26 protein-coding genes are annotated in these 26,716 nt (G+C 58.5%); 15 read left to right on the forward strand and 11 right to left on the reverse strand.

Annotation, left to right across the window (positions count from 1 at the left end; all coding sequences use genetic code 11):
* From ACR0NO_RS08950 to ACR0NO_RS08970, 5 genes are all read right to left on the reverse strand, one after another.
* A complete protein-coding gene (locus ACR0NO_RS08950) occupies nucleotides 1-1,029 on the reverse strand; it encodes a Gfo/Idh/MocA family protein (protein WP_480723700.1) in 1,029 nt (342 codons plus the stop codon).
* On the reverse strand, nucleotides 1,026-1,865 hold the full coding sequence (locus ACR0NO_RS08955) for a carbohydrate ABC transporter permease (RefSeq protein WP_170375704.1): 840 nt from the start codon (nucleotides 1,863-1,865) through the stop codon (nucleotides 1,026-1,028). The genes ACR0NO_RS08950 and ACR0NO_RS08955 overlap by 4 nt, the downstream gene beginning before the upstream one ends.
* 10 nt (nucleotides 1,866-1,875) lie before the next feature.
* Nucleotides 1,876-2,790: a carbohydrate ABC transporter permease gene (locus ACR0NO_RS08960; RefSeq protein ID WP_480723701.1), complete on the reverse strand. Its 915-nt coding sequence runs from the start codon at nucleotides 2,788-2,790 to the stop codon at nucleotides 1,876-1,878.
* Nucleotides 2,791-2,854: 64 nt separating this feature from the next.
* Nucleotides 2,855-4,105, reverse strand: a complete 1,251-nt coding sequence (locus ACR0NO_RS08965) for an ABC transporter substrate-binding protein (protein WP_480723702.1) — start codon at nucleotides 4,103-4,105, stop codon at nucleotides 2,855-2,857.
* Between the two features lie 31 nt (nucleotides 4,106-4,136).
* Entirely contained in the window at nucleotides 4,137-5,018 is an 882-nt protein-coding gene (locus tag ACR0NO_RS08970; RefSeq protein WP_480723703.1) for an N-acetylmuramic acid 6-phosphate etherase, read from the reverse strand.
* Nucleotides 5,019-5,174: 156 nt separating this feature from the next.
* Here ACR0NO_RS08970 and ACR0NO_RS08975 point away from each other — a divergent pair, with 156 nt between their 5' ends.
* From ACR0NO_RS08975 to ACR0NO_RS08995, 5 genes are all read left to right on the forward strand, one after another.
* Nucleotides 5,175-6,062, forward strand: coding sequence for a glucosamine kinase nucleotide-binding domain-containing protein (locus tag ACR0NO_RS08975; RefSeq protein ID WP_480723704.1), 888 nt, complete (start codon nucleotides 5,175-5,177; stop codon nucleotides 6,060-6,062).
* On the forward strand, nucleotides 6,062-6,826 hold the full coding sequence (locus ACR0NO_RS08980; protein ID WP_480723705.1) for a GntR family transcriptional regulator: 765 nt from the start codon (nucleotides 6,062-6,064) through the stop codon (nucleotides 6,824-6,826). Before ACR0NO_RS08975 ends, ACR0NO_RS08980 begins: the two co-directional genes overlap by 1 nt.
* Before the next feature lie 8 nt (nucleotides 6,827-6,834).
* Nucleotides 6,835-7,866 (forward strand): SIS domain-containing protein, encoded by a 1,032-nt coding sequence (locus ACR0NO_RS08985; RefSeq protein ID WP_480723706.1) that lies wholly within the window; start codon nucleotides 6,835-6,837, stop codon nucleotides 7,864-7,866.
* Nucleotides 7,863-9,020, forward strand: a complete 1,158-nt coding sequence (nagA, locus tag ACR0NO_RS08990; protein WP_480723707.1) for an N-acetylglucosamine-6-phosphate deacetylase — start codon at nucleotides 7,863-7,865, stop codon at nucleotides 9,018-9,020. The genes ACR0NO_RS08985 and nagA overlap by 4 nt, the downstream gene beginning before the upstream one ends.
* 86 nt (nucleotides 9,021-9,106) lie before the next feature.
* Nucleotides 9,107-10,423 carry a lytic murein transglycosylase gene (locus ACR0NO_RS08995; protein WP_480723708.1) on the forward strand — a complete coding sequence of 439 codons (1,317 nt, stop codon included), beginning with the start codon at nucleotides 9,107-9,109 and terminating at the stop codon, nucleotides 10,421-10,423.
* 271 nt (nucleotides 10,424-10,694) lie between these two features.
* Here ACR0NO_RS08995 and ACR0NO_RS09000 read toward each other — a convergent pair whose 3' ends face one another.
* From ACR0NO_RS09000 to ACR0NO_RS09015, 4 genes are read right to left on the reverse strand one after another with little or no spacing between them, the layout of a single operon-like run.
* Nucleotides 10,695-11,477 (reverse strand): arginine deiminase family protein, encoded by a 783-nt coding sequence (locus ACR0NO_RS09000; protein WP_480723709.1) that lies wholly within the window; start codon nucleotides 11,475-11,477, stop codon nucleotides 10,695-10,697.
* Between the two features lie 3 nt (nucleotides 11,478-11,480).
* Nucleotides 11,481-13,085, reverse strand: a complete 1,605-nt coding sequence (locus ACR0NO_RS09005) for a 5-guanidino-2-oxopentanoate decarboxylase (RefSeq protein WP_480723710.1) — start codon at nucleotides 13,083-13,085, stop codon at nucleotides 11,481-11,483.
* The gene (locus tag ACR0NO_RS09010; protein WP_480723711.1) at nucleotides 13,082-14,266 is read right to left on the reverse strand and encodes a pyridoxal phosphate-dependent aminotransferase; all 1,185 of its coding nucleotides are present in this window, start codon (nucleotides 14,264-14,266) and stop codon (nucleotides 13,082-13,084) included. Before ACR0NO_RS09010 ends, ACR0NO_RS09005 begins: the two co-directional genes overlap by 4 nt.
* Nucleotides 14,263-14,910: a TetR/AcrR family transcriptional regulator gene (locus tag ACR0NO_RS09015; RefSeq protein WP_480723712.1), complete on the reverse strand. Its 648-nt coding sequence runs from the start codon at nucleotides 14,908-14,910 to the stop codon at nucleotides 14,263-14,265. Before ACR0NO_RS09015 ends, ACR0NO_RS09010 begins: the two co-directional genes overlap by 4 nt.
* Before the next feature lie 93 nt (nucleotides 14,911-15,003).
* Between ACR0NO_RS09015 and ACR0NO_RS09020 the strand changes: the two genes are divergently transcribed.
* The 5 genes from ACR0NO_RS09020 (at nucleotide 15,004) to ACR0NO_RS09040 (ending at nucleotide 18,772) form a co-directional block, all read left to right on the forward strand.
* Nucleotides 15,004-15,801, forward strand: coding sequence for an ABC transporter ATP-binding protein (locus ACR0NO_RS09020; RefSeq protein ID WP_425085476.1), 798 nt, complete (start codon nucleotides 15,004-15,006; stop codon nucleotides 15,799-15,801).
* A gap of 38 nt (nucleotides 15,802-15,839) precedes the next feature.
* The gene (locus ACR0NO_RS09025; RefSeq protein ID WP_480723713.1) at nucleotides 15,840-16,604 is read left to right on the forward strand and encodes a transporter substrate-binding domain-containing protein; all 765 of its coding nucleotides are present in this window, start codon (nucleotides 15,840-15,842) and stop codon (nucleotides 16,602-16,604) included.
* Between the two features lie 9 nt (nucleotides 16,605-16,613).
* Nucleotides 16,614-17,360: an ABC transporter permease subunit gene (locus ACR0NO_RS09030; RefSeq protein ID WP_170552217.1), complete on the forward strand. Its 747-nt coding sequence runs from the start codon at nucleotides 16,614-16,616 to the stop codon at nucleotides 17,358-17,360.
* The gene (locus ACR0NO_RS09035) at nucleotides 17,357-18,118 is read left to right on the forward strand and encodes an ABC transporter permease (RefSeq protein WP_170552219.1); all 762 of its coding nucleotides are present in this window, start codon (nucleotides 17,357-17,359) and stop codon (nucleotides 18,116-18,118) included. The genes ACR0NO_RS09030 and ACR0NO_RS09035 overlap by 4 nt, the downstream gene beginning before the upstream one ends.
* A gap of 150 nt (nucleotides 18,119-18,268) precedes the next feature.
* Nucleotides 18,269-18,772: a lysophospholipid acyltransferase family protein gene (locus ACR0NO_RS09040; protein ID WP_480723714.1), complete on the forward strand. Its 504-nt coding sequence runs from the start codon at nucleotides 18,269-18,271 to the stop codon at nucleotides 18,770-18,772.
* Between the two features lie 267 nt (nucleotides 18,773-19,039).
* On the opposite strand, the gene ACR0NO_RS09045 is transcribed toward ACR0NO_RS09040, so the two are convergent.
* Nucleotides 19,040-20,437: an aspartate aminotransferase family protein gene (locus ACR0NO_RS09045; RefSeq protein ID WP_480723715.1), complete on the reverse strand. Its 1,398-nt coding sequence runs from the start codon at nucleotides 20,435-20,437 to the stop codon at nucleotides 19,040-19,042.
* A 75-nt stretch (nucleotides 20,438-20,512) separates the two neighbouring features.
* Nucleotides 20,513-21,196 carry a GntR family transcriptional regulator gene (locus tag ACR0NO_RS09050; protein WP_480723716.1) on the reverse strand — a complete coding sequence of 228 codons (684 nt, stop codon included), beginning with the start codon at nucleotides 21,194-21,196 and terminating at the stop codon, nucleotides 20,513-20,515.
* A 142-nt stretch (nucleotides 21,197-21,338) separates the two neighbouring features.
* Between ACR0NO_RS09050 and ACR0NO_RS09055 the strand changes: the two genes are divergently transcribed.
* The 5 genes from ACR0NO_RS09055 (at nucleotide 21,339) to ACR0NO_RS09075 (ending at nucleotide 26,622) form a co-directional block, all read left to right on the forward strand.
* Nucleotides 21,339-22,424 (forward strand): polyamine ABC transporter substrate-binding protein, encoded by a 1,086-nt coding sequence (locus ACR0NO_RS09055; RefSeq protein ID WP_170375682.1) that lies wholly within the window; start codon nucleotides 21,339-21,341, stop codon nucleotides 22,422-22,424.
* A gap of 67 nt (nucleotides 22,425-22,491) precedes the next feature.
* Nucleotides 22,492-23,619, forward strand: a complete 1,128-nt coding sequence (locus ACR0NO_RS09060; RefSeq protein ID WP_170375680.1) for an ABC transporter ATP-binding protein — start codon at nucleotides 22,492-22,494, stop codon at nucleotides 23,617-23,619.
* A complete protein-coding gene (locus ACR0NO_RS09065; RefSeq protein ID WP_170552611.1) occupies nucleotides 23,619-24,509 on the forward strand; it encodes an ABC transporter permease subunit in 891 nt (296 codons plus the stop codon). Before ACR0NO_RS09060 ends, ACR0NO_RS09065 begins: the two co-directional genes overlap by 1 nt.
* The gene (locus ACR0NO_RS09070; protein ID WP_170375678.1) at nucleotides 24,506-25,324 is read left to right on the forward strand and encodes an ABC transporter permease; all 819 of its coding nucleotides are present in this window, start codon (nucleotides 24,506-24,508) and stop codon (nucleotides 25,322-25,324) included. Before ACR0NO_RS09065 ends, ACR0NO_RS09070 begins: the two co-directional genes overlap by 4 nt.
* On the forward strand, nucleotides 25,321-26,622 hold the full coding sequence (locus ACR0NO_RS09075; RefSeq protein WP_480723717.1) for an NAD(P)/FAD-dependent oxidoreductase: 1,302 nt from the start codon (nucleotides 25,321-25,323) through the stop codon (nucleotides 26,620-26,622). The genes ACR0NO_RS09070 and ACR0NO_RS09075 overlap by 4 nt, the downstream gene beginning before the upstream one ends.
* The last annotated feature ends 94 nt before the right edge of the window (nucleotides 26,623-26,716 follow it).

The following is a 26,716-nucleotide window of genomic DNA, read 5'->3' on the forward strand; positions in this document are numbered from 1 at the left end:
TCACGCCTCCTTCAAGTCAACCGGCTGCCCGGTTCGAATGCTCTCATCGGCCGCCAGGCAGATCCGCAGGGATTGCACCGCATCGCTCATGTGGCGGGTCAGGTCGATATCCTCGGCGATGGCGCGCAGCATGTAGGCTTGCTCTGCATCGCACAGCTCCTGATGGCCCGGTTCGCCGTCCATTTCGATCAGACTGTCCCCATCCGGGCGATGCACCAGAATGCCGCCCACTTTGGTGTGTCCGTCCACATCGTCCGAGGCACCCTTGTTGCCCTCGGTGATCGAAACGGCCCCATTGGGCGAGACGATGTCTTTCACGAAGAACGCGGTTTCGGACATCATCGGGCCCCATCCGGCCTCGTACCAGCCGACCGAACCGTCCTCGAACACCACCTGGAACTGGCCGTAATTATACATATCCGGTGCGATCTCGTCCGACAGGCGTAGGCCCATGCCATTGACCCGAACGGGCAGGGCGTCGGTGATTTGGCACATCACATCCACATAGTGGACGCCACAATCGACGATGGGTGAGGTGGTCTGCATCAGCGCCTTATGCGTCTCCCATGTCGGGCCGGTGGATTGCTGGTTGAGGTTCAGGCGGAACACGTAGGGTCCGCCCAGATCGCGCGCCTCAGTGATCAAACGCATCCACGAGGGGTGGTGGCGCAGGATATAGCCGATCACCAGCTTGCGCCCCGTCTCGACCGCTTTGGCGACAACACGGCGCGCATCCTCGACCGTGGTGGCCAGAGGTTTCTCGACAAACACATGCGCGCCCGCCTCCATCGCGGCGCAGGCATAGTCGGCGTGGCTGTCGGAATAGGTCGCGATGACCACCAGATCAGGTGCGGTCTCGGCCAGAGCGGTGTGGAAGTCCGAGAAGGCGGGATAGCCCTGCAACTCCGACTGATCGACCTGGCCCGAGCGATTGACCAACCCAACAATCTGCGCGTCGGGATGGTGGTGATGCGCCAGCGCGTGGCTGAGGCCCATATTGCCCAGACCTGCGATAAGGACTCGGATCATTTGACCGCCCCCGAGGTGATGCCGCGGATCAATTGCCGCGAGAAGATGACATAGAGAACCATGACCGGCAGGATCGCCATGCTGAGCGCGGACAGAACCGCGTTCCAGTCGGTGACGAACTGCCCGATGAAGACCTGACTGCCCAGTGTGAGCGTCTTGGTTTCCTCGGCCGGGGCGAGAATCAGTGGGAACCACAGATCGTTCCAGATCGGGATCATGTTGAACACCGCAACTGTCGCCATCGCTGGCCGTACGAGCGGCAGAACCAGCCGGAAGAAAATCGTGTATTCGCTGAGGCCATCAATGCGCCCCGCGTTTTTCAGATCGTCGCTGACCTGCCGCATGAACTCGGACAGGATAAAGACGGCCAGTGGCAGACCCTGCGCGGTGTAGACAAGGATCAGCGCCATCAGCGTGTTCACCAGCCCGGTTGCGACCATCATCTCAAGGATGGCGACCGTGCCGATACGGATCGGGATCATGATACCCAAGGCCAGATAGAGGCCCATCAGGGTATTGCCGCGAAAGCGGTACTCGCTCAGCGCAAAGGCCGCCATTGCGCCGAACAGCAGGATGAAGAACAGCGACACCACCGTAACGATCATCGAGTTCTGGAAGTAGAGGAAGAAATCCCCCTGTTTCATCACTGTCTGATAGCCGATCATCGAGAATGTCTCGGCATCCGGCAGGGCCAGCGGCTCACGAAAGATCGCTTTGCGGGACTTGAAGCTGTTGATCACGATCACGAAGACCGGGAACAGCGCGATCAGGGTGTACAGGATCAGCGCGCCATGCATGGCGGCGATATTGAACGGGTTTCTGCGGGCTTTGTTCATCTTACCACCCTCAGAACTGATACCGGCGGATTCGGGTCTGGATCAGGAACAAATAGACGCAGACGCCGGTCAGGATGATCGCAAACATGCCCGTCGCAATGGCCGAGCCCATATGTGGATCGCCCAACTGCAACTGGAACCCGAAGAAGGTGCGGTACATGAAGGTGCCCAGAATATCGGTTGAGAAATCGGGCCCCGCCAGCGCGCCTTGGGCGGCATAGATCAGGTCAAACGCGTTGAAATTCCCCACGAAGGTCAGGATCGAGATGATGCCGATCGACGGCAGGATCAGCGGCAGTTTGATCTTCCAGAAGGCGGCCATACCGGTGATGCCTTCGACCTCGGCGGCCTCAAGGATCTCTTCGGGGATCGACAGCAGGGCGGCATAGATCAGCATCATCGGGATGCCGACGAACTGCCAGACCGACACAAGCGCCAGGGTGGTCAGGGCATACTCCTCTTTCCCCAACCACGGAGCATAGAGGGATTTCAGTCCAACAGCGGCTAGCATGTCCGGTGCAATACCCCAGATCGGCGACAGGATCAGTTTCCAGGCAAAACCGACGATCACGAAAGACAGGATTGTCGGAATGAAAATGGCCGAGCGGTAGAAGGCCGCAAACCTCAGCCGCGGATGGCTGAGCATAGCGGCTAGAGCGATGCCGATGGGGTTTTGCACCAGCATGTGAATGAAAAAGAACCAGAAATTGTTACCTAACGCATTCCAGAATGCACCCGACCACAAAGGATCGCCAAACAGGGTGCGGAAATTGTCCAGCCCGACAAAGACGCGGGATTGATCAACCTCGGTGTAAAGCGCCAGCCGCAGCGTGTTGAAAAGCGGCAGGATCATCACGGCGGTGTAAACCAGCACGGCGGGCGCAAGGAACACCACTATGTGCCATTTGATCCGGCTGTTGCCCATCTTATGCCTCGACTGTTCTGAGTGGGTCCGGCCCGAAGGCCGGACCCGTTGGTTTCGTGAGTGGTTATTGGTGTGGTGCGTACCAGGAGGCGAGGCCATCCTGCAGGCGCTGCCCGGCGTCCTCGGGGCTTTCTTCGCCCTTGATGACCTGAGCTGAGGCGTTCCAGGTCTCGTTCTCAAGGTTCGGCGTGCCGCGCGACAGGATCTGATAGGTCGAGCGGATGGTCGAGCCACACTCGCCACGCCAGCTTACGAACTCCTGCGCCAGCGGGTCCTCCATCGCAACGTCAAAGCTCGACAGCGAGAAGAAGCCGGGCAGAGCGTTGGCGTAGATAGTCGCGAACTCTTCCGAGCCGACCCAATCCAGGAAGGTGCGCGCGGCCTCGGCGTTGGGCGAGGCGGCGTTCAGGCCGATGGCGATATCGGTGTGGTCCGAGATATAGCACTCATCGCCCGCATTCTGGACCGGAGGCTTAAACGCACCCATTTCGAAATCGGCCAGATTGTTGAAACCGCTGATCTCCCAGCTGCCCGCCGGATAGACGGCTGCGCGGCCCAGAGTGAACAGGTTCTGGCTGTCCGGATAAGTCTGGGCTTCGAACCCGTCGCCCATGTACTCACCCCATTTCGCCAATTGGCGATAGGGTGCAACCCAGGCTTCATCCGTCAGCTTCTGCGAGCCTTCGATCAGCGCCAGACGCCCCTCTTCACCTTTCCAGTAGTTCGGGCCGATGTTGTTGTAGCCCATGGTGGCCGCTTCCCACTGGTCATTGGTGCCCATGGCCATCGGGATATAGGTGCCGTCCTCTTTGATCTTGTCGAGCGCCGCGAAGAACTCAGCCTCGGTTGTGGGCACGTCGATGCCCAGCTCATTGAAGGCGTCTTTGTTGTAGATGAAGCCGTGAATAACCGAGGCCATGGGAACGCAGAAGGTCGCCGCTCCGTCATCGGTCTGCCACGCAGATTTCGCCACGTCCGAGAAATTGGCCATTCCGCCCAGATCGGACAGATCCGTCAGGTGACCGGCCTCATAAAGACCAAGCGAAGTGTCAAACGGACGGCAGGTGATCAGATCTCCGGCCGACCCGGCATCCAGTTTGGCGTTCAGGGCCGCGTTGTATTCGGCGGGGGCCGAGGGTGTGAAGCGGATCTTGATATCCGGGTTCTGCGCCTCAAAAGCGGGGATGATCTTTTCCTGCCAGAGCGCCAGATCGTCATTGCGCCAGCTTTCGATGGTCAGGACCGTTTCGGCATATGCAGCGCCTGCAAGGGCCGACGACGCCAGCAAAACGGCGCTTAGTGTTACTTTCTTCATGGTTTTTTCTCCCTTGGTATTTTGTTTGGTTTTAAAGTTGTTTCAGCGCTGGGCGCAGGTGACCATCGGATTGCGCTAAAAGCGCCTTGGCCCGGTCCGGGCTGTCAGCGCCTGCGGCCAGAAGGATCGCCTGTTTCACGTTGCCGGACGCGCGGGTCAGTGCATCACTGGCCTGCTCTGCCGAGACCCCGGCGATTTTTCCAACGATCCCTTCGGCGCGTTGGCGCAGTTTGTGGTTGTCGGCGATGACGTTGATCATCATCCCGTCATGCACATGCCCAAGGCGAATGCCCATCAGCGTGGACATCATATTCAGAGCCACTTTCTGCGCCGTCGCGGCCCCGAGGCGCGTTGAGCCTGCAATGGGTTCGGGTGGCGTGTTCAGGTGGACGGCGCAATCCACGTAGTCGAACAGCGGGGCCTCTGAGTTGTTGGCGATCCCGATGACCTTGGCACCCTGCGCGCGCGCATGACGGGCGAATTCGACGGCATAGGGCGTGCTGCCACTGGCGGAAAGGGCGATTACAGCGTCACTCGGTTGTACCTTGGCCGCCGCAGTTTGCGCCGCAGTTTCATCATCTTCGGTATGACCGGGCATCGTCGCGCCCTGTGGTACCCCGCCTGCCATGCAGATCGCCATGGACTCAGGCGAAAGGCCAAAGGTTCCAGATAATTCAGCCCCGTCCGCCAGCCCCATCAGGCCCGAGGAACCGGCCGCAGCGTAGTAAATCTTGCCGCCCTGACGCACCTTATCCGTAAGAATAGCAGCCCCCTCTGAGAGGGCATCCAAGCAACCGTCAAGCCCACCCAATGCTGCCTTCTGCGCCTCAAGCAGATAGCCTAGGATGTCGACATCCGGTCGCAGGTCCAGCCCTTCGACCTCGTCGCGCAGCATTTCGGTTTGCGGCAGCATTTGATTCCTCCCCAGATGAGAGTAATACCTATATAATACCTTTTGTCTACCTCTCGTAGAGAAAATATGCAAAAAACCCCTGATATAGCCAATAATTCTCAGTTTCTATAAGCTGAGGTCTTTTTTTTCTGCAAAAGGTATCTTAAAGGTATCTATATGGATGAGTCCTTCCAATACCTGATTGCAATCGACGGCGGTGGCACAAAGTGCCGGTTCGCGATGGTCACACCTGACGGTCGGGTCGAGGTGACATTGGGTAGTGCCAATGCCTTCTCGGATCGTCAGAAAGCGCTGCGTACCCTCGATGAGGGGCTGCAGGCCTTGGCCGATAGAGCGCAATTGCCCCGAGCACATCTGGCCGAGATTCCGACCTACGCGGGGCTGGCTGGGGTGACGGATGCCGTTGCGGCGTCTGAGGTTGCGCGCAGCCTTCCCTCGCGGATTGTCGAGGTCGAAGATGATCGCAGATCGGCGGTTGTGGGCGCGTTGGGCGCGCGGGACGGTTCTGTGATCGGCGTTGGAACGGGGTCCTTCCTGGCCCGTCAGGCCGATGGGCGAACGCAGTTTATTGGCGGCTACGGGGCTTTGATCGGTGATCAGGCCTCGGGCAATTGGTTAGGCGTTCAGCTGCTGCAACGCGTTCTATTGGCAATGGACGACATTCAACCGCACAGTGCACTGACCAGAAAAATCAGCGCAGACTACGACGACGACCCGATGCAGATCGTTGCGTTTGTTGGCCAGGCGAACCCCTCGGATTTCGCAGTCCTCGCCCCCGAGATCATCGCAGCTGCGGCTGGTGGCGATTCCGTGGCGCGGGATCTGATGCTAGGCGGGGCCGACTATCTGGCGCAGGGGTTGCGCGCCTTTGGTCACACCGACGGATCGCCCATCTGTATGATCGGCGGGGTCGCACCGCACTATGCGGGGTATCTGCCCCCACACATGCAGGCCTGCCTGACCGAGGCCAAGGGCTCACCGCTTGACGGCGCTTTGATATTGGCGCGCCAATTGGCCGAGGGGGCAAAGGTAGGGGCGGGCTGATGAACGACACGATCGAGACATTCCTGAAACCCGCGGATTGGCTGCAGGAGGCAACAGGCCCCCTTTATGTACGGTTGCGCAAGCGACTTGAGCAAAGCATTGAGGCCGGAGTTCTGGCCGAAAGCGCCCCGCTGCCAGGCGAGCGCGAGATGGCCCATCTGACCGGCCTGTCCCGTGTCACCGTCCGGCGCGCGCTGCAGGATCTGGTCGAGCGTGGCATCATCGTGCAGCGTCAGGGCTCGGGCAGTTTCGTAGCGGACGGAACGCCTCGGGTCGAACAATCGCTGTCTCTGCTGACCTCTTTTACCGAAGACATGACCCGCCGCGGATTGGATTCCACCAGCGAGTGGCTGGACAGGGGCATCCACACACCCTCACCGGAAGAGGTTATGGCACTGGCCCTGTCCTCGGGCGAAGAGGTGGCGCGGCTGTCGCGCCTGCGCATGGCCAATGACAGGCCGATGGCGATTGAGCACGCGGCCCTGCCGGTCGATATCCTGCCGCATCCCGAAGGCGTAACATCCTCGCTCTACGAGGTGCTGGAACGCGACGGCAACCGCCCGGTGCGCGCCATGCAGCGGATTTCAGCGATCAACCTTGAGGCCAACGATGCCGCCGTTCTGGGGGTCGAGCCAGGCGTGGCCGGGCTGCGGATCGTGCGGACCTCGTTCCTGTCCAATCGACGGGTGGTGGAATTCACCCGCTCTGTCTATCGCGGTGACGCCTACGATTTCGTGGCCGAACTGCGCCTTGCAAACAGCTAGGAAAGCATATGCAACAGCAGATCACCCGGATGCGCCGGGAAATCGATGAGATACCCGAAGCGGTCGAACGGCTGCTCAGTCGAGGTCAAAAGGACATCGCGTCCACGGCCGAGGTCGCCCGGACCCTCGATCCCGCCTTTCTGACGAGCGTGGCGCGCGGGTCGTCGGATCATGTCTGCACCTATCTCAAATACGCGTCGGAAATCCTGTTGGGCCTGCCGGTGGCCTCGGTCGGCCCTTCTGTCGCGTCGATCTACAATGCGCCGCTCCGGCTGCAAAACAGCCTGTGTCTGGCCGTGTCCCAGTCCGGGCAAAGCCCGGATATCCTTGCGATGGTACGTAGCGCGGATCGTGATGGCGCACTGACCATCGGGTTGACAAATGACGCGGCCTCTCCATTGGCGGCTTCCTGCGCCCATACGATTGATATACAGGCAGGCCCCGAACTAAGTGTGGCCGCGACCAAGACATTTGTGTCCTCGGCTGTGGCTGGCCTGTGGGTGTTGGCCGAATGGGCGCGGGATGAGGCGCTTTTGGCGGCCATTCGCGATTTGCCAGAACGGCTGGCGCAAGCTGCGCGTATCGACTGGCCTGAGGTACGGGTTGCGATTGGGGCGAACCCGTCGCTGTTCACCTTGGGGCGCGGGCAGGTGCTCGCCATGTCCAACGAGGCCGCATTGAAGTTCAAAGAGACCTGCCAATTGCACGCGGAGAGCTATTCTTCGGCCGAAGTGCTGCATGGGCCGGTCTCGATTGTCGAAGAAGGGTTTCCTGTCCTCAGCTTTGCTGCTGCCGATGCTGCGGAACCCGCGTTGTCCGAGGTCGCCGACGCGATCAGCGCCAAAGGGGCCCGCGTTTTTGCGACCACGATCAAGGTCAAATCTGCGTCGCCAGTGGACCATATCCGCACCTTGCACCCATTGACCGACGCGCTGAGCCTGATCGTTTCGTTTTACTCCATGGTCGAGGTTTTCGCCGCCTCGCGCGGTATTGACCCGGATGCCCCCCGGCACCTCAAGAAGGTGACGGAGACGGTATGACGGAGACGACCCACGCCCTCATCGGAGCGGATATTCTGACGCCGGACGGCATCGTGAAAGACCACGCGCTGTTGCATCGGGGTGGGCTGGTTGATGGCGTCATTCCCATGTCGGAACTTGGCTCTGGGCATGTGCTTGTCACGCTGGAGGGTGGACTTCTCGCGCCGGGTTTCGTCGATCTGCAGGTCAATGGTGGTGGCGGGGTGATGTTCAACAACCAGCCGGATGTTGACGCGCTGCAGATCATGGCTGGGGCTCATGCGCAGATCGGGGCGACCTCGATCCTGCCGACCTTGATCACGGATTCGCCCGAGGTCACCGCAAACGCCATCTCGGCCGCGATTAAGGCCGTGCGGCAAGGCGTTCCGGGGATCGTTGGCCTGCATCTGGAAGGCCCGCATCTGGCCGTGACCCGTAAAGGCGCGCATGACGCCGCCTTTATCCGTCCGATGGAAGATGCGGATGTTGCGGGTCTGCTTGAAGCCGCAGCTCAACTGCCGGCGCTTAAAGTGACGCTGGCACCCGAAAGCGTTACGAACACCCAGATTAAAGCGCTGACGGCGGCGGGTGTGCTGGTTTCTTTGGGGCACACGGACGCCAGCTATGAGGTCTGCGTTTCTGCCGCCGAAGCTGGTGCGCGCTGTGTAACGCATCTGTTCAATGCGCAAAGCCAGATGCAAGGACGCGCGCCGGGAACCGTTGGCGCGGCGTTGGCAGAGGGGAATTTCTCGGCGGGATTGATTGCGGACATGATCCATGTGCATCCCGCCATGATCCGCAATGCGCTGAATGCCAAGAAAGGACCCGGTGAGATTTTTCTGGTCAGCGATGCCATGGCGACGGCAGGGTCGGATATCTGCGTGTTTGAGCTCAATGGCCGCGAAATCCACCGGGAGGACAATCGGCTAACGCTGGCCGACGGAACATTGGCCGGCGCGCATCTGGAATTGTTGCAGGCGGCGCGGAATCTTACCACGCAGGTCGATGTGCCGTTTGCTAAGGCCCTGCAGATGGCCAGCCTTGTGCCCGCGAACTTGATCGGCAATCGCCAGATCGGACGTCTGGTCAAAGGCGCGCTGGCACATGTCTTGCATATCGGTCCTGAGGGGGATCTGCTGGCCGTCTGGCAGAACGGCCAGAAAATCCTCGGATGACCCTATCGGCAGAACCGGTCTGCGTGCTTTGAAAACCGCCCATTTTGCGCTATTCTGCGCCAGAGCAGTAATCAGGAAATAACGGAATGCGTAAATGCATAGGCGGCGTCATGACCGCCGCATTGTGGGCATCCATGATGCAGGCAGGTTTAGCAGAAACTTCCAAAAGGTCAGAAAATCGACTTTTGGACAATACGATTCAACTGGCTTCGGCGGATGTGGTGGTCTCCCTCCGGCCGGTGCCGCGACCTTCGGCTGAGGTCGTTCGGGTGTCGGTAGAAGGCAATGCCCGCTTTCAGGCATGGCTTGGCGCGTTTCAGCGGCGGGCGGTTGCGCAGGGGATCACTCAGCAGACATTGGATCACGCACTGGCCGGGCTTAGCTATGACCAAATGGTCATCAAACGGGATCGCAATCAAGCAGAGTTCTCAAAGCCGATCTGGGAGTATCTCGACGCGGCCGTCTCGGACACGCGTATCGCTAATGGTCGCGTGGGTTTGGACCGACATCGGAAAGTCCTGCGGCAGATCGAGGCGCAATATGGCGTCGAGAAAGAGGTCGTGACCGCCATTTGGGGCCTTGAGACCTCCTTTGGGTCCTATCGTGGCAGCAACCAAACGATTCGCTCGCTGGCGACATTGGCCTTTGATGCCCGTCGAGCTTCGTTTTTCGAGACCCAGTTGATTGCTGCTTTGCGGATCATTCAGGCCGGGGATGTAAGTGCGGGTCGTATGGTTGGCAGTTGGGCTGGCGCCATGGGGCATACGCAATTCATGCCGACCTCGTATCTGGATCACGCGGTTGATTTCGATGGCGATGGGCGACGCGACATCTGGTCCGAAGATCCGACAGATGCGCTGGCCTCGGCTGCAGCTTATCTTGCCCGGCATGGGTGGACCAAGGGGCAGCCCTGGGGCGTCGAGGTGCGTCTGCCCGAGGGGTTCGACTATGCGACGGCCAAGAGGGATTACACTCTGATGCCGTCTGACTGGGCGGCACTTGGTGTGGTCGGGCTGGATGGCAAACCGGTGCGAGACCACGGTCAAGCTGCGATCTTGCTTCCCGCAGGCGGGCAGGGCGTGGCGCTTATGATCTTCGACAATTTCAGTGTGATTGAGGCGTACAACGGTGCGGATGCCTATGTGATCGGGATCGGTCACCTGTCGGATCGTCTGAGTGGAGATGCTCCGTTTCAGGCCAGTTGGCCGCGTGGCGACCGGGTGCTGAGTTTTACCGAGAAAAAGGAATTGCAAACGCGGTTGACGCAGGCCGGGTTTGATACTCAGGGCATAGATGGGCGCACCGGGCCGAATACGGTGAATGCGGTGCGGGCCTACCAGCTGGCTCAAGGACTGCTGCCAGATGGCTATGCGTCCATTCGTTTGCTTGAGCGGTTGAGGTAGGGGAGGGGGGCGCTGCCAAGCTGTCGATTGCACTATTGTTTGGTATTGCCTCGCACTAGCCAGCTTGGGCCAAATACCTTGGTGCTCTCGCACTTAGCCGAGCGCTAAGGCGAAAAACGCGATTGCATGCTAATCGTGTTTAGGGTGTTTGGGCGGCGCGGACTGCTCTTTTGCGCTCGTTGGCTGGACGGAAGCAGGTGCGGCGCGCATGCGGACAGCCTCGGCACTCCAGCTGAACTCGGTTATTTTGCCTGATGATCCTTCGCTACCATCAAAACCTCAGAGACAGGCATGACATGCCGCCATCCAACTTGGCGCAATCGGTGTTGTCGATTTGGACCACCTCGTACCCAGCCTTGTCCAAAACATCTGCAGTGCGCGGAAAACCAGCCGCCATGAGTACCAGATTGTTGAAACGTATTGCATTGGCCGCCGCTTCCTCCCCGTCGGCAACATGCAGAACCCGGTAGCCTTCAAAACACCCGGACGCATCCAGGCGCTTGGTTGAAAGGATGGTTTCGGCATCCATCAGCGAACAATCGGTCTTGAAATGCAACACGCCTTCAGGCGTGAACACCTCGCGCAAAGCATGGCCCCACTCATTGGCGATTTCTGCCAGTTCGGCCACGCCTGCAGCGTCGGTTCGATCCGAGCGGCCGACGAGGATTTCCTTTCCGGTCACCAAGATGTCGCCGCCTTCGACATGGCCGGGGCCTTTGATCTTGCGGACGTCGTCGTAGCAGGCACGGATCGTCGACGAAATTTCTGTCACCTCACCCAGGCGGGAGGGCGCGCCAGGGCGCATCAGGATGGCACCTTGCGGCAGGCATAGCGCAGTGTCCTCGACGAATTGGGCGTCCGGGTACGCTTCCAGCGGGTCTAGCTCGATAATTTCTGCTCCGGTGCTCCGCAGAGCGCTGACGTAGGCCGAATGCGCAGCCAGCATACCCTGGAGGCTGGGATTGCCTATATCCTCGGCACGCAGGCCGTCTGCAATGGTCGAGGCAGGCTTGCGCGTTATGGCACGGGTAAATTCAAAGGTCGGGTTTCGCATGAGTCACTCCTGATCCGAGCGGCGCCCGGCAGCATTAATTTCCAGAATAGAGGGGCCGTTTTGGGCATCGGCTTCTGTCAGTGCAGCGGCAACAGCTGTTGGATCTTGCCGAACGCGTTTGTAGGGGACGCCAAACGAGGCAGCAGTGGCAGCAAAGTCAGGTGGGGTTGGGTCGCAACCGATCACCTCGACGCCCACGCCCTCCATGGACGTGGCGATTTCGCCATAGCCATGATTGTTCCAAAGAACAAAGGTAATACGCAGGTTTTGCTCCACTGCGGCCATGATCTCGGGCAGTGAGAATTGGGCACCACCGTCCCCGGCGATGCAAATCACGGACGCCTCAGGGTCGGCTATCGCGGCACCGATGGCGGCGGGAATACCGTAGCCAAGCGCTCCGTACCCTGTGGCCGCATTGAACCAACCACCGGGACGGTCGTGATCATAGTAGAGATTGCCCGCATAAATCGGCTGAGTGGAATCTCCGATCATGAGCGCATTCGGGACTGCGGCGCGCATGGCCGCGAGAATCCCGACTTGAGCGCGGTAGTCCGAACCTATCTCTTCAAACGCCGCAGCGCGGGTTCTTTCAGCGCGATCCTTTCCATCTCGTCGGTTGGATTTTCCGGGCAATGCCGACAGCAAAGACGAAACAACCTGACCGGTGCGACCCTCTATGGCTATTGCAGCTTCGTGACGGGTCAATTGATCCGGGCAAATATCCACTCGTATGAGCCCTGACATAGAGGCCATATCTCCGGTGGCATACATGTCATAGTCCGTTGGGCCCAACTCGGTCCCCAAAGCGAGGACGCAATCGGCTTCTTCGATCAATGCCCGGACGGTTTTCAAGCTTGGACTAGCGGGAACAGTCAGTGGGTGCCCATGCATCATACCGCGCGCATTTACGGTTTGTACGACAGGCGCATCGAGGCGCTCAGCGAGAATTTGTAGATCTTCTCCGGTCGTTTTCGCTCCGCCCCCCGCCAAGATGACGACTTTTCGCGCGGCTGACAGCCGGACTGCAGCTTGTTGGACTAAGTCACTGTCCAGTGCCTGATGGGGATGGTCTTTCGAAGTCAGGGCGCTTTCCGCGACCAGTCCCGCCACATCCAGCGGAATTTGGATATGGGTGGGACCCGGTCGTCCAGTGGAATAGGGGGCAAACGTGCGATCCAATGCAGCACTCAGATCACCGGGCTGGTCTACATGTTCGGACACCAGCGCTACAGATTTGGCCAGCGCATGTTGGTCGGGCAGTTCATGCAAATGGCCAAGACCCTTGTGAAGAGTGCTCTTTTCGTTGACGCCGGAAACCACCAGCATCGGAACGGAATCCGCACGGGCCTGCGCCATCGGCGTCAGCGTATTTGTCAGGCCGGGTCCTGTTATGACAAAGGCAACGCCCGGCTTGCCTGAAACGCGCGCATAGCCGTCAGCCATAAAACCTGCACCTTGCTCGTGCCTTGGGGTCACATGCTGAATGCCCGAGGCGGCAAGCCCGCGATAAAGCTCAACGGTGTGCACGCCGGGAATACCGAACACGCAAGACACGCCCCTTTGCTTCAACTCGGCGACCAGTGCCTCGCCCACTGTTTGGTTGGTCATGCAACATTCCGTTTGCTGAGGTTTGCGTGGGCGACGATGCGGTCCAGCGCCGTCGCGAATTGGCTGTCGTCGATGGTGAGGGCGACCCGAACCCAGTCTTTGAGGCTTTCACCAAAGGCCGAGCCGGGCATCACCGAAACGCCGTGTTCCAGCAGATCCCAGGCATAGGTGTCACCATCCATCCCAATGCCCGATACGTTGACCAGCGCAAACATGCCCGCATCCGGTTGGTGGACGGTCAGAGGCGTTTCACTATGAAGGCGGCGTTCCAGAACACCGGCGCGGGCTGCAAAACGCGATGCCATGCCTGCAGCGACCGAAGATCCGTGTCGCACAGCTTTTTCAGTCATGTCTGCGATAAAGGGCTGGTTGCCAAACAGCATCGTTTCCGAGACGGGTAGTAACGCAGTACAGAACGCGGCTGGGCCAACGCACCAACCGCTGCGGAAGCCAGGGGCTGCGTGAGATTTGGAAATCGACGACACGGCGATGACCCTATCGGCCAGGTCCGGGTCCGAAAGCGGAGATACAAATTCTGCTCCTTCAAACACCAGATGCTCGTACACTTCGTCCGAGATGATCCAGAGGTCGTGCTTGATCGCAAGTTCGCCAATTTTCCGTACATCTTCAGCGGTCAGGATCGCGCCTGTCGGATTATGTGGAGTCGTCAGAAGTATAGCGCGGCTGCGCGGGGTGATGCGCTCGGCAATATCTTCGGCCTGCAACCGGAAACCGTTTTCAGGGCGGAGTGGCACCGGCACGGGTTCGGCTCCTGATGCGCGGATCACGCCCTCGTATGTGGCATACATCGGGTCACCGACCAACACTTCGGAACCGGCTTCGGCGACGCCTTGCATCACCGTATAAAGCGCGGTCTGTGTGCCGGGAAAACAGAGAATGTTCTCGGGCAAGAACTGCCGGCCGCGGCTTTTTGTATACGACTCTGCCAAGGCTGCGCAAAGCCCGGCCTCTCCGCGGCCGTTGGAATAGCCGGTACGGCCCGCCTGCAACGCCAAGGCAGCGGCGTCGCATAGCTCTTGTGGCGTTGGCACGTCCGGCTCGCCGATTGTCATTTCCACCAGATCGGCGCCTGCCTCAACCATTGCGCGCGCCTTCAAGTGTACTTCCCACTTGCCGCCACCCAATCCGGCCAGCCGGTCAGTAATTGCTGTCAACCTCATAGGGGCTCGCTCTCCTGCGTTAGATCCAAATCGATAATGGCGGAAACGGATTGCAGCCCGATTTCAACCAGTTCACCCTGCTCAAAGGCATCGGGCAAGGCGCCGCCTTCCAGCCACAGACCGTCGATGACCGCGTTGCAAGCGATAGCCAGCTGCCGCAATTGGACAGGCGATGCCGAGCGGTTCGCTTCTTTCAGCGAGGCCGCGATCAACCCTTCAAGTTGGTCCCGAAAATAGCCGTATGTTCGTTCGTGGGTCGCCTTCATTTGCTGGTCCTGCTGAACTTTGTTCAAAAAACTGGCCCAAAGAGCGATAGCACGGGGGTCGACAACCGGGGGCGTCAACGACGCCTTCACGAAAGCTGCCAACTTGGCTTGGGCGCTGGCTTCGACTTCGTTCGCGGGCGCGAATGTCTGATCTGTCATCGAGTTCATGTGGTGCTCATACGCCGCGACGATCAGCTCCTCCTTGGAGTTGAAATAATGGCGGATGAGCCCCTGCGTCACATCTGCGCGGTCTGCGATTCCCCGCACTGTGGCGCCGCGGACGCCCTGCTCCGCCACCAAATCAAGCGTCGCGAGAATCAGTGCGTGCTGTCTGGCTTCGGCCGACTCACGCTTAAATTTCTTGCGGTCTTCGCTCACGATTGGTCCTTTTTTGCGGATGCCGTAATTATACACTTGCATAATTACTATGCTCACGGCTTACTGCAATCAGAAAGTTGGGGTCAAAGAAAAATGGACACAGCCGCCGCTGACGCAGTCGCTGAACGACCGGATACGCGCCGAGAGGCGATCCGCGTTGAAGACTTGCATAAGTCTTTTGGAAATCTCGAGGTGCTAAAAGGCGTAGACCTCACTGCACATCAGGGCGATGTCGTAGCGATCATTGGTGGCTCGGGGTCTGGCAAGTCGACCATGCTGCGATGCATCAATTTCCTTGAAACACCGACCTCCGGCAAAATCGTAATCGGAGGCGAGGAAGTGGCCATGCGGGCGGATGGAAGCCCGGCCAGCCAAAAGCAGATAGAGCGCATTCGGACAAAGCTGGCGATGGTGTTCCAGCAATTCAACCTGTGGACCCACCGCACTCTTCTTGAGAATGTAATCGAGGTTCCGGTACATGTGTTGAAGGTGCCCAAACCCGAGGCGATCGAACGCGCGCGCGAATTGCTGGTCAGGGTTGGCCTGGGCGGCAAGGAGGACACCTTCCCAGCATATTTATCCGGGGGCCAACAGCAGAGGGCCGCTATTGCTCGGGCACTGGCGGTTGATCCTTCCGCCATGCTCTTTGACGAGCCAACATCCGCACTGGATCCGGAACTCGTGGGCGAAGTGCTGACGGTGATCCGTGATCTGGCTGCCGAAGGGCGAACCATGTTATTGGTTACTCATGAGATGAAGTTCGCGCGCGAAGTGGCGAACCATGTCGTCTACCTCTACCAGGGGCGCATTGAAGAGCAGGGACCACCTGCCGACCTCTTTGGAAATCCACAATCAGAACGGCTGAAGCAATTCCTCAGATCCGTCGGATAGCATCAAAACACCAAATAAAACCAACCGGGAGACTCCTAATGAAACTGAAAGCACTTCTGACTGCAGCAACAGCCGCAGCCGTTCTAACTGCAGGCGCTGCCGCAGCTGAACAAGTCAAGATCGGTATCGCCGCCGAACCCTATCCCCCATTTGCGTCACCCGACAGCTCGGGCAATTGGGTCGGATGGGAGATCGAGGTGATCAATGCCGTCTGCGCCGCAGCCGAGCTTGACTGCGTGATCACCCCTGTCGCCTGGGACGGTATCATTCCATCGCTGACCGGCCAGCAGATCGACGCGATCATGGCGTCGATGTCGATCACCGAAGAACGGCTGAAGACTATCGACTTCAGTGATGCCTATTACAACACACCCGCAGTGATCGTGGCAGACAAGTCGATGGATATCGAGCCCACCGCAGAATCCCTCGCAGGTAAGATCATCGGGATCCAAGCCTCGACCATCCACCAAGCCTATGCCCAGGAATACTTCAAGGATTCCGAACTGAAAGTCTATCAGACTCAGGATGAGGCCAACCAAGACCTTTTCGCGGGTCGCATCGATGCTACTCAGGCCGACAGCATCGCTATGGCGGATTTTGTGAATTCGGACAATGGCAGCTGTTGCGAAATCAAAGGTGCTGTCGAGGATGACCCCGCAATCTTGGGCCGTGGCGTCGGTGCAGGTGTGCGTAAGGGCGACACCGAACTTCTTGAAGCGCTTAACAAAGGGATCGCTGCGATCTTGGCGGATGGGACCCACGAGAAAATCACCTCGGGTTATTTCACCACCAGCATCTACTAGGGCGTTGCTGTGACCGGACTGTTAGAGACACTGGGCCTTGGCACCAGCATGGAGTTGTTGTCGCTGTCTAGTTGGGGTGGCAACCTGTTGCGCGGGCTTGCCAATTCCCTGCAAATCGCCTTCGGCGCATTTGGAATGGGGCTGGTTATCGGGCTGTTCGGGGCCTACGGAAAACTCTACGGCGGGAAGGTCACGCGTGACCTTCTTGCCATCTACACAACAGTGATCAGGGCTGTGCCTGAACTGGTGCTGATCCTGATCCTCTATTATGTCGGCAGTGATATCATCAACAAGATCTCTGAGGCGGTCGGAGGCGGCCGGGTTGAGATCAACGGTGTGGCCGCCGGTATTTGGGTGCTGGGCGTTGTACAAGGGGCCTATGCCACCGAGGTTCTGCGAGGCGCCATAAAGGCGGTGCCCGTCGGGCAGATCGAGGCGGCGAAGTCCTATGGAATGCCCGCTTTCATGATCATGCGTCGGGTGACCATACCAGCAATGATGGGATTTGCGGTGCCCGGGCTGGCCAATCTTTGGCTTATCGCCACCAAGGACACGGCCTTGCTCGCTGTCGTCGGGTTCAGTGAGTTGACGCTGGAAACACGACAGGCGGCCAGCAGTACTCGCGCCTACTTCACCTTCTTTTTGGCTGCAGGTTTCTTATACCTGATGGTGACTCTTTTCTCAGGGGTCGTTTTTGCGCGCATTGAGAAATGGGCGCGGCGTGGTCAACCTTCGTTGAAGGGTGGCTCGGCATGATCACTGTAAAAGCTCTTATGCAACCGCACCGTATCGTCATGATGTTGCTGTTTGCAGCATTGGTGATCTGGTGTGCGTTCTCGTTGCGTTGGGATTGGATTCCAAAATATGCCCCTTTGGCGTTGCAAGGTCTCTGGACCACAATCTGGCTCTTGGTGGTCACAACCGTATTAGGCTTTCTAATGGCTGTGCCTCTAGGATTGGCGCAGGCAGTGGGTCCGTGGTACTTGGCTACGCCCGCCCGGGTTTTCTGCACGATAATTCGAGGCACACCGCTGCTGTTGCAGATCTGGTTGCTATACTACGGGCTTGGTTCGTTATTTCCGCAGTTTCCCTGGATACGGTCGTCTGAGCTTTGGCCCTACCTGCGTCAGGCTTGGCCCTACGCCGTCCTAGCGCTGACACTGTCCTTTGCGGGATATGAGGGCGAGGTCATGCGTGGCGCGTTCTCTGGTGTGGCAAAAGGCCAGTTGGAGGCTGCAAAGTCTTTCGGGATGCCACGTTTCACAATGTTCCGCCGGATCTGGCTACCCCAAGCCGTACGCAATGTTCTGCCCACCTTGGGCGGAGAAACCATCTTGCAGCTCAAAGCAACGCCACTCGTAGCAACGATCACAGTGGTCGAGATATATGCGGTTTCGTCCCGGGTTCGAGCAGACACATTTGTGGTCTACGAGCCCCTGCTGTTGCTTGCGTTGGTTTACATGGCCATCGCCGGTTTAATTGCCTTGGCCTTCCGACGATTTGAGGAAGTTTGAAGTATTGGCAGCAGTGCTTACGTATGGTCGATAGGTGTTTTGGGTCAGAAATGCTTGATGTTTGGGTCAGACATGAATGACGTGATGCAATCATTCCTTGAGGTTTTGGCCATCGATTAAGTCAAAGATCTGTGACGTTCCACAATTATCGTGATCAACCGCCGCAGCCACCTGGATGGTTTCACTCTGATTGACGTGGTGTCCGACGCCAAGTGGATCACCTTCGCCGCCAAAAAGGAACTTTGCGACGCGGTTATCCAACGCGACGGAATCAAGTGTGTAGGGCCGGTGAAGATTGACTGGAAAAGTGGCAATGTGGCGATCGAAACACTCACTGCTTTTGTTCAAGCCATGCCCGCGCGCCGTTATGTCGTGCTTTTCCCAGAGGGTACGCGCACTAACTCCGGAAGCCTCGGCAAGTTCAAGGCAGGAGCTATAATAGTAGCGCGCACCAACGGCCGAACAACACGACCCGTCGTAATTCACGCATCCTACAAAAGCATGCCGCGCGACAAACACTTGCCCAAAAGCGGAACGATCCGGGTCGAGGTATTGCCGTCACTTAAATACGATCACTCCGCTTCAGTGGACGAAGATATTGCTCACCTGCGAAGCGCAATGATGGCCGTTTTCGACGCCGGATTGTGTAGGTAGGTATGTGGTTCTTCGTTGCTCCTGCGACTCCAATAGTAAGACAAAGGTCCGCCCTGGGCTATAAGCCGACTTTCGATGCGGCCGACGCAAATGGCCGCCTTGGGCCGATTTTGATGTTAGTGCTTGGGCAATGCCAAAGGGATCGCAATCAGCGGTGATAACTTGTCGACCACAACTGAAAGTGCAACTAACGAGCGGGCTAAGGGCTCTGCCCCCGCCGCCTGTCGGCGTCTCCACCGGGATATTTTCAGCCAGATGAAGGGCGGATCAGGAGGCCGCTTTCATCAGACCCTGCGCGATGATCTCGGCTTGTGCTTCGTCCAGGGACTTGTGGATGCGCACGAACATCTCGTCGATGTCCGCAGTAGTAAGGATCAGAGGCGGAGAGATGATCATCCGGTCGCCGACATGCCGCATGATCAGGTTGTTGGCAAAGCAGCGGTCGCGGCAGATATAGCCCACCGTGCCGGGGGCCGAGGCGAATTTGGCGCGGCTGGCTTTGTCGGGGGTCAGCGCGATCGACGCCATCATGCCGACGATCTTGGCCTCGCCCACCAACGGGTGATCGGCCAGCGCCTCCCATTTCAGTTTCAGGTAGGGGGCTGCTACGTCGCGGACATGCTCGACGATCTTTTCCTCTTCGAGGATGCGCAGGTTTTCCAGCGCCACAGCCGCTGCGACCGGGTGGCCGGAATAGGTGTAGCCATGGTTAAACTCGGTGCCGCCGATCACCTCGGCGATTTCGTCGTTGACGATTGACCCGCCGATGGGGGCATAGCCCGAGCTGAGGCCCTTGGCGATGGTCATGATATGCGGTTTGATGCCAACGGTTTGCGATCCGAACCAGTTGCCAGTACGGCCAAAGCCACAGATCACTTCATCGGCGATCAGCAGGATGTCGTATTTGTCGCAGATGCGCTGGATTTCGGGCCAATAGGTTTCGGGCGCAACGATAACACCACCTGCGCCTTGTACGGGCTCGGCGATAAAGGCCGCGACGCGGTCTTCGCCGAGTTCTTGGATGGCATCCTCCAACTCGCGTGCGCGGGCGAGGCCGAACTCTTCGGGCGTCATGTCACCGCCTTCGGCCCACCAGTTGGGTTGATTGATATGGTGGATGTTCGGGATCGGAATACCGCCCTGTGCGTGCATTCCGGCCATTCCGCCCAACGAAGCGGAGCCCACTGACGAGCCATGATATGCATTGTGCCGGCTGATGATGATGTTCTTGTCGGGCTGGCCTTTTTCGGCCCAATAAGTGCGCACCAGACGGATGTTGGTGTCGTTCGCCTCGGACCCGCCAGCGGCGAAGAACACGTGGTTCAGATCGCCTGGGGCAAGCTCGGCCAGTTTGTTGGCCAGTGCAATTGCAGGCACGTGGGTCGTTTTGAAGAAGGTGTTGTAGTACGGAAGCTCGCGCATTTGGCGGGCGGCGGCGTCGGCCAGCTCATCGCGCCCGTAGCCGATATTCACGCACCACAGGCCGGCCATCGCGTCCAGGATCTGTTCGCCTTCGCTGTCTGTCAGATAGACGCCATTGGCGCGGGTGATAACGCGCGCGCCCTCTTTACCCAGCGCTCCGTTGGCGGAGAACGGGTGCATGTGGTGGGCGGCGTCCAGCGCCTGCAATTCCGCGGTGGGCATGTGGTTTGTGATCGTGGACATCCGAAAGACTCCTGCAACGGTGGTTGCGAGTCACAATATGATCAAATTATTTCCTGTCAATCGAATCGGTGTTTGCTAGATGTCCGGGGCAGCGTCGATCATCAGTTCCATGCCTTGCTCGATATCCTGAGCGGTCGCTTTCGCCACGTTTTCCGCATCCCCGGCGCGCAGCCCTGCGATGATGTCCTTATGGCGATCAGGCAGGCTTTGAGTGCCGAAGCGGCCGCAGACCACACGCAAGGATGGCCCGAATCGGAGCCACAGACGCTCGGCCAGATCGCTCAGAACGGGCGCATTGGCATGTGCATATAGCGTTTCGTGGAATCTGTGGTTGAGATGCAGGTAGCCATGAACGTCACCATCCGCGATCATCTGGTCCAATTGCTGGTCGATTGATTCCAGTTGATCAATGTCGCTGGTGGACATTTTGGCGGTGGATCGCCTTGAAAGCTCTGATTCTATGGCAATTCTGGCGAAGATCACTTGCTCAACATCACCGCTGGACAACAGGGGCACACTGACCCTGCGATTGCCCTGAAACACCAATGCGCCGTCCGAGATCAGACGACGAATCGCCTCACGCACGGGGGTCATGCCGACGCCGAGCGAATCAGTCAGGCCCTGAATAGTGACGGGCTGACCTGGTACCAGCTCGCCGAACATGATCATGGATTTCAGGGTGTGGTAGACCTGTTCGTGCGCGGGCCGTTTCCCGGCGTCAATATTGGGCTTAGATGCCTTATTTTTGATCAAATCCAATTGGTTTGCCTTGTCTCGATGGGTGCCGACTTGCCGGGCTGTTGACCTTTTGGAACCATAGTTCAGAAAGTCGAAAAACGCAAAACTTGATCAAATCCAAAAAAACGGGACAATACCCACCATAATCGCAGGGAGAACAAAAATGATGTTCAAGACGCTGACACTGACAGCGGTTCTCGCATTGGGGACTTCGGCGGCCTTCGCCGAAGAGGTGCGAGTCTATAACTGGTCGGACTATATCGACGAGGAGCTTCTAACGAAGTTCGAGGAAGAGACAGGGCTGACCCTGATCTACGACGTGTTCGACAGCAACGAGTTGCTGGAGACCAAGATGCTGGCCGGTGGGTCGGGCTATGATGTCGTGGTGCCCTCGGGTACGTTCCTTCAGCGCCAGATTCAGGCCGGAGCGTTCCGGGAACTGGATACAGCTCAGCTGTCCAATGCTGGCAACCTGTGGGATGTCATCCAAGAGCGTACTGCCGGATACGACCCGAACAATGCTTATTCGATCAACTACATGTGGGGCACCACTGGCATTGGTGTGAATGTCGGCAAAGTCAAAGAAGCGCTGGGGGATGACGTTGCGCTGAACAGCATGGACTTGGTGCTGAAACCCGAAAATATGGAGAAACTGGCCGAGTGCGGAGTGCATTTCTTGGATGCTCCCGCCGAAATGATCCCGATGACATTGCAATATCTGGGTGAGGACCCGGACAGCCATGACCCGGACGTCATCAAGAAGGTCGAGGAAGTACTGACCGGCGTGCGCCCTTATATCCAGAAATTCCACAGCTCGGAATACATCAACGCGCTGGCCAATGGCGATATCTGCGTGGCAGTTGGTTGGTCGGGTGACATTCTGCAGGCCCGTGACCGTGCGGCCGAGGCCGACAACGGCGTTGAGATCGAATACCACCCCTTCGCCGAAGGCTCGCTTATGTGGTTCGACCAGATGGCTATTCCGGCGGACGCTCCGAACCCGGAAGGCGCGCATAAGTTCCTGAACTTCATCCTTGATGCCAACAACATGGCGGCGGCGTCGAACTATGTGTACTACGCAAACGGCAACAAGGCCTCGCAAGAGTTCCTTGAGGAAGACGTGATCGGTGATCCGGCGATCTATCCGGATGATGCGACGATGCAGAACCTCTACATCACGACGCCTTACCCGGCAAAAACACAGCGGGTTGTGACCCGTATGTGGACCAAGATCAAATCGGGAACCTGATCCGATTTCGCGCAAGGCGGCGGGTATCGCCTTGCGCCCACTTCCAGATTGTCGAACGGGGGCCGTTTTGAACTCTGACGTCTTTGCGCCGTGGGATGACCCGCAGGCGAAACCCTTGATCCAATTCCAGAATGTCACCAAACGGTTTGGAGATTTCACGGCCATAGACAATCTGTCTCTGGACATTTTCGAGAAAGAATTCTTTGCCCTGCTCGGTCCGTCGGGTTGCGGCAAGACCACGATGATGCGGATGCTGGCAGGATTCGAAACGCCGACAGAAGGGCACATCATTCTGGGCGGTCAGGACATTGACCCGATCCCGCCCAACAAGCGGGCGGTGAACATGATGTTCCAGTCCTACGCGCTGTTTCCGCATCTCAGCATCTGGGAAAACATCGCCTTTGGTCTGCGCCGGGACAACATGCCCAAGCATGACCTTGAGGATCGGGTGGAAGAGATGCTACGCCTGACCCGGCTCGAGCAATTCGCGCGCCGTAAGCCACATCAGATCTCGGGCGGTCAACGGCAACGGGTCGCGCTGGCGAGGTCGCTGGCGAAGGCGCCTAAGCTGTTGCTCTTGGACGAACCTCTGGGTGCGTTGGACAAGAAACTGCGACAGGACACGCAGTTCGAACTGATGGATATTCAGGAGAAGACCGGCACGACTTTTGTGATCGTTACCCACGATCAGGAGGAAGCCATGACCGTCGCCAGCCGCGTGGCGGTAATGGATCAAGGTCGCTTGATGCAGGTCGCCACGCCCGATCGCATCTATGAAAACCCGAACTCGGTCTATGTCGCTGACTTTATCGGCGACGTAAACATCATCGAAGGCCACGCCACCGCGAATGGTGAGGAAACCTATCGGATCGACTGGGCCGAAGGGCAGGCTCCGCTGACGGCAACCTCGGCGAACGGCTTCTCGGAGGGTCAGGCCTGCCATCTGGCGATCCGACCCGAGAAGGTGACGATCTCAACCGACCGCCCTGCCGAGGCAATCAATGCCGTGCAGGGCAAGGTGTTGGATATCGCTTATCTGGGCAACCTCTCGACCTATCATGTCGAACTGCCGAACGGCACGATCATCAAGGCGCAAACGGCCAATACTCGCCGCATCTCGCGTCGGTCATTCACATGGGAAGACCCGGTCTGGCTGTCCTGGACAGCGACGGCTGCGGTCCTGTTGGCAAGCTGATGCGCCGCGCGCTGCTGATCGCAGTTCCTTATGTCTGGCTGTTGGCGCTGTTTTTGGTGCCGTTTTTCATTGTCCTAAAAATCTCGCTCTCGGACACGGAACTGGCGATCCCGCCGTACACGCCGACCTTGGACCTGTCGCAGGGTTGGGCCGGGATCAAGGATTTCTTCAGCCAGCTGGATTTTGAGAATTTCGTCTGGTTGACCGAGGATGACCTGTATTGGAAGGCCTACCTCTCCAGCCTGAAGATCGCTGTGATCTCAACTTTTTTCACGCTGCTGGTGGGATACCCGATTGCCTATGGCATGGCGCGCGCACCGGCCGAATGGCGCCCGACACTGATGATGCTGGTGATCCTGCCGTTCTGGACCTCATTCCTGATCCGCGTTTACGCGTGGATGGGGATCCTGTCGAACGAAGGGTATCTGAATCAGCTGCTGCTGTGGACGGGTATCATCTCGACTCCACTGACGATTCTGAACACCAATACCGCGGTCTATATCGGGATCGTCTATACCTATCTGCCGTTCATGATCCTGCCGATCTATTCCTCGTTGGAGCGCATGGACGAGTCGCTGATCGAAGCCGCCGAGGATCTGGGGTGCTCGCGCCTGCAGGCATTCTGGCTGGTGACAATACCCTTGTCGCGCCCCGGTATAATTGCGGGCTGTTTCCTGGTGATGATCCCGGTGATCGGTGAGTTCGTGATCCCCTCGCTTCTGGGCGGCTCGGGCACCCTGATGATCGGCAAGGTCCTGTGGGAGGAGTTCTTCTCAAACCGTGACTGGCCGGTCGCAAGCGCGGTGGCGGTGGTTCTGCTGCTGATCCTCGTGGTGCCGATTGTGCTGTTCCAGCGCAATCAGCAGAAACAGGCGGAGGCTGAGAAATGAACAGGTTAAGCTGGTTCAATACGGTTTCCCTGACACTGGGGTTTGCGTTCCTGTACATCCCGATGATTATCCTGATCATCTTCAGCTTCAACGAAAGCAAACTGGTGACTGTCTGGGCCGGATTCTCAACCAAATGGTACGGAGAGCTGGCTCAGAACGAAGCGTTTCTGGACGCGGCATGGGTGACGATCCGGGTGGCGGTGTTCTCATCGACATTGGCAACCATTCTGGGCACCGCCGCGGCCTATGTCCTGGTACGCGGAGGGCGCTTCTTTGGCCGCACCCTGTTCTCGGGAATGATCTATGCGCCGCTGGTCATGCCCGAGGTGATCACAGGTCTGTCGCTGTTGCTGCTCTTCATCGGCATCGGATTGGACCGGGGGATCCTGACCATCGTTCTGGCCCATACGACATTCTCGATGTGCTTTGTGTCGGTGGTTGTCTCCTCGCGCCTTGTGACCTTTGACCAATCGCTGGAAGAGGCCGCCTTGGACCTTGGCTGCTCACCCGCGCAAGCGTTTCGTCTGGTGACCCTGCCGATCATCGCGCCGGCGGTGATCTCGGGCTGGCTGCTGGCCTTTACTCTGTCGCTGGATGATCTGGTGATCGCGTCCTTTACTTCGGGTCCGTCTGCCACGACCTTGCCGATCAAGATTTTCTCGGCCGTGCGGCTTGGTGTCAGCCCTGAGATTAACGCGCTGTCGACCCTCATGATCGCGGTTGTGACGATCGGCGTCATCACCGCCTCATTGGTGACCAAACGCGCCATGATGCGGCAAAAGCAGGATGAGATGGCCGCCGTGCGCGCCGAATGAAACGGATATTTCCAGACTACACATATGGTGATGGGCCAAGGCAGGGGTGCTGGTGGGACGAAACGATCGCCGCCCCCGACTGGCCTGAACAGCAGGGTGATTTGCAGGTGGATGTTGCCATCATCGGCGGCGGCTTCACCGGAGCTTCGGCTGCACTGCATCTGGCGGATGCCGCCGTGTCCGTCGCAGTGTGTGAAGCCGAAACACCCGGTTGGGGGGCTTCGGGACGCAATGGTGGGTTCTGTTGTCTGGGGGGATCAAAACTCAGCTACAAGGCCATGTGTCGTCGCTATAGTGAGGCTTCGGCGCAAGCCTATTTCGAGGCTGAAAGCGACGCGGTGCAACTCGTTGAAAGCCTTCTGAACCGCTACGGGATCGATGTGGATCGGCATTCAAAAGGTGAGACGCAACTGGCCCATTCCCGCCGAGCGATGGAGGCGCTGAGGCGCAATGCCGATGAGAAGGGCATACTGCATGAAGCCGTTGATTTATCTGGTCTAGGTCTGAACGGGCCATTTCACGGTGGATACACAACTCCAGTTGGGTTCGGCCTGAATCCTCGGAAATACCTTTTTGGCCTAACTCAAGCCGCGCAGGCCAAAGGCGCATTGTTTTTTCAGAACAGCCCCGTTCTGAGCATTGAGAAGACTGCGTCAGGCTTTGCTATACAAACACCAAAAGGCCAAATCCGAGCCGACAAGGTGTTGGTCTGCACCAATGGGTACTCCAGCGAAGATATCCCGTCCTGGATGTCGGCGCGCTACATGCCTGCCCAATCCACGGTGCTGGTCACTCGTCCTCTGACACCGGACGAGAAGGCGGCGCAGGGTTGGACCTCGGATCAGATGTCCTACGATACGCGTAATCTTTTGCACTATTTCCGCCTGATGCCGGATGGTCGGTTCCTGTTTGGCATGCGGGGCGGGCTGCAGTCCTCACCCAAAGCCGAGGCGGCGATCCGCATGCAGGTGCAGCGCGACTTCAAGCGTATGTTCCCGGCGTGGTCCGAGGTGGACGTCACTCATATCTGGTCGGGCATGGTATGCATGTCGCGCGATCTGGTGCCTTTTGTCGGGCCGGTTCCGGGTCAGGCAGGGATGTTCGCGGGCTTTGCCTATCATGGCAACGGAGTCGCCATGGGCACCTATAGCGGCCGGGCCCTGGCGCGGTTGGCGCTGGGCCAGACCAGCGGATTGCCACAGGTCATGTCCGAGACCGCCCGGCGCTTTCCTTTGGGCCGGTGGCGGCGAGCCCTGATGCCGCCAGCCTATGCCGCTATGGGACTGGCCGATCTGTAATCCGCTTGTAATAGCCGTGCGGAAACAACCCATCGGAGCTTGAGGCCTGCGTGAAAATACTGGAACGTGTGGCAAACCCCATGAAACCCGACCG

This window comes from Ruegeria sp. CL3 (assembly GCF_056536505.1).

Bases quoted from the DNA above. Each gene is read 5' to 3' on its own strand.
- ACR0NO_RS08950 (WP_480723700.1), bottom strand. From the start codon at position 1,029: ATGATCCGAGTCCTTATCGCAGGTCTGGGCAATATGGGCCTCAGCCAC.
- ACR0NO_RS08955 (WP_170375704.1), bottom strand. From the start codon at position 1,865: ATGAACAAAGCCCGCAGAAACCCGTTCAATATCGCCGCCATGCATGGC.
- ACR0NO_RS08960 (WP_480723701.1), bottom strand. From the start codon at position 2,790: ATGGGCAACAGCCGGATCAAATGGCACATAGTGGTGTTCCTTGCGCCC.
- ACR0NO_RS08965 (WP_480723702.1), bottom strand. From the start codon at position 4,105: ATGAAGAAAGTAACACTAAGCGCCGTTTTGCTGGCGTCGTCGGCCCTT.
- ACR0NO_RS08970 (WP_480723703.1), bottom strand. From the start codon at position 5,018: ATGCTGCCGCAAACCGAAATGCTGCGCGACGAGGTCGAAGGGCTGGAC.
- ACR0NO_RS08975 (WP_480723704.1), top strand. From the start codon at position 5,175: ATGGATGAGTCCTTCCAATACCTGATTGCAATCGACGGCGGTGGCACA.
- ACR0NO_RS08980 (WP_480723705.1), top strand. From the start codon at position 6,062: ATGAACGACACGATCGAGACATTCCTGAAACCCGCGGATTGGCTGCAG.
- ACR0NO_RS08985 (WP_480723706.1), top strand. From the start codon at position 6,835: ATGCAACAGCAGATCACCCGGATGCGCCGGGAAATCGATGAGATACCC.
- nagA (WP_480723707.1), top strand. From the start codon at position 7,863: ATGACGGAGACGACCCACGCCCTCATCGGAGCGGATATTCTGACGCCG.
- ACR0NO_RS08995 (WP_480723708.1), top strand. From the start codon at position 9,107: ATGCGTAAATGCATAGGCGGCGTCATGACCGCCGCATTGTGGGCATCC.
- ACR0NO_RS09000 (WP_480723709.1), bottom strand. From the start codon at position 11,477: ATGCGAAACCCGACCTTTGAATTTACCCGTGCCATAACGCGCAAGCCT.
- ACR0NO_RS09005 (WP_480723710.1), bottom strand. From the start codon at position 13,085: ATGACCAACCAAACAGTGGGCGAGGCACTGGTCGCCGAGTTGAAGCAA.
- ACR0NO_RS09010 (WP_480723711.1), bottom strand. From the start codon at position 14,266: ATGAGGTTGACAGCAATTACTGACCGGCTGGCCGGATTGGGTGGCGGC.
- ACR0NO_RS09020 (WP_425085476.1), top strand. From the start codon at position 15,004: ATGGACACAGCCGCCGCTGACGCAGTCGCTGAACGACCGGATACGCGC.
- ACR0NO_RS09025 (WP_480723713.1), top strand. From the start codon at position 15,840: ATGAAACTGAAAGCACTTCTGACTGCAGCAACAGCCGCAGCCGTTCTA.
- ACR0NO_RS09035 (WP_170552219.1), top strand. From the start codon at position 17,357: ATGATCACTGTAAAAGCTCTTATGCAACCGCACCGTATCGTCATGATG.
- ACR0NO_RS09045 (WP_480723715.1), bottom strand. From the start codon at position 20,437: ATGTCCACGATCACAAACCACATGCCCACCGCGGAATTGCAGGCGCTG.
- ACR0NO_RS09055 (WP_170375682.1), top strand. From the start codon at position 21,339: ATGATGTTCAAGACGCTGACACTGACAGCGGTTCTCGCATTGGGGACT.
- ACR0NO_RS09065 (WP_170552611.1), top strand. From the start codon at position 23,619: ATGCGCCGCGCGCTGCTGATCGCAGTTCCTTATGTCTGGCTGTTGGCG.
- ACR0NO_RS09070 (WP_170375678.1), top strand. From the start codon at position 24,506: ATGAACAGGTTAAGCTGGTTCAATACGGTTTCCCTGACACTGGGGTTT.
- ACR0NO_RS09075 (WP_480723717.1), top strand. From the start codon at position 25,321: ATGAAACGGATATTTCCAGACTACACATATGGTGATGGGCCAAGGCAG.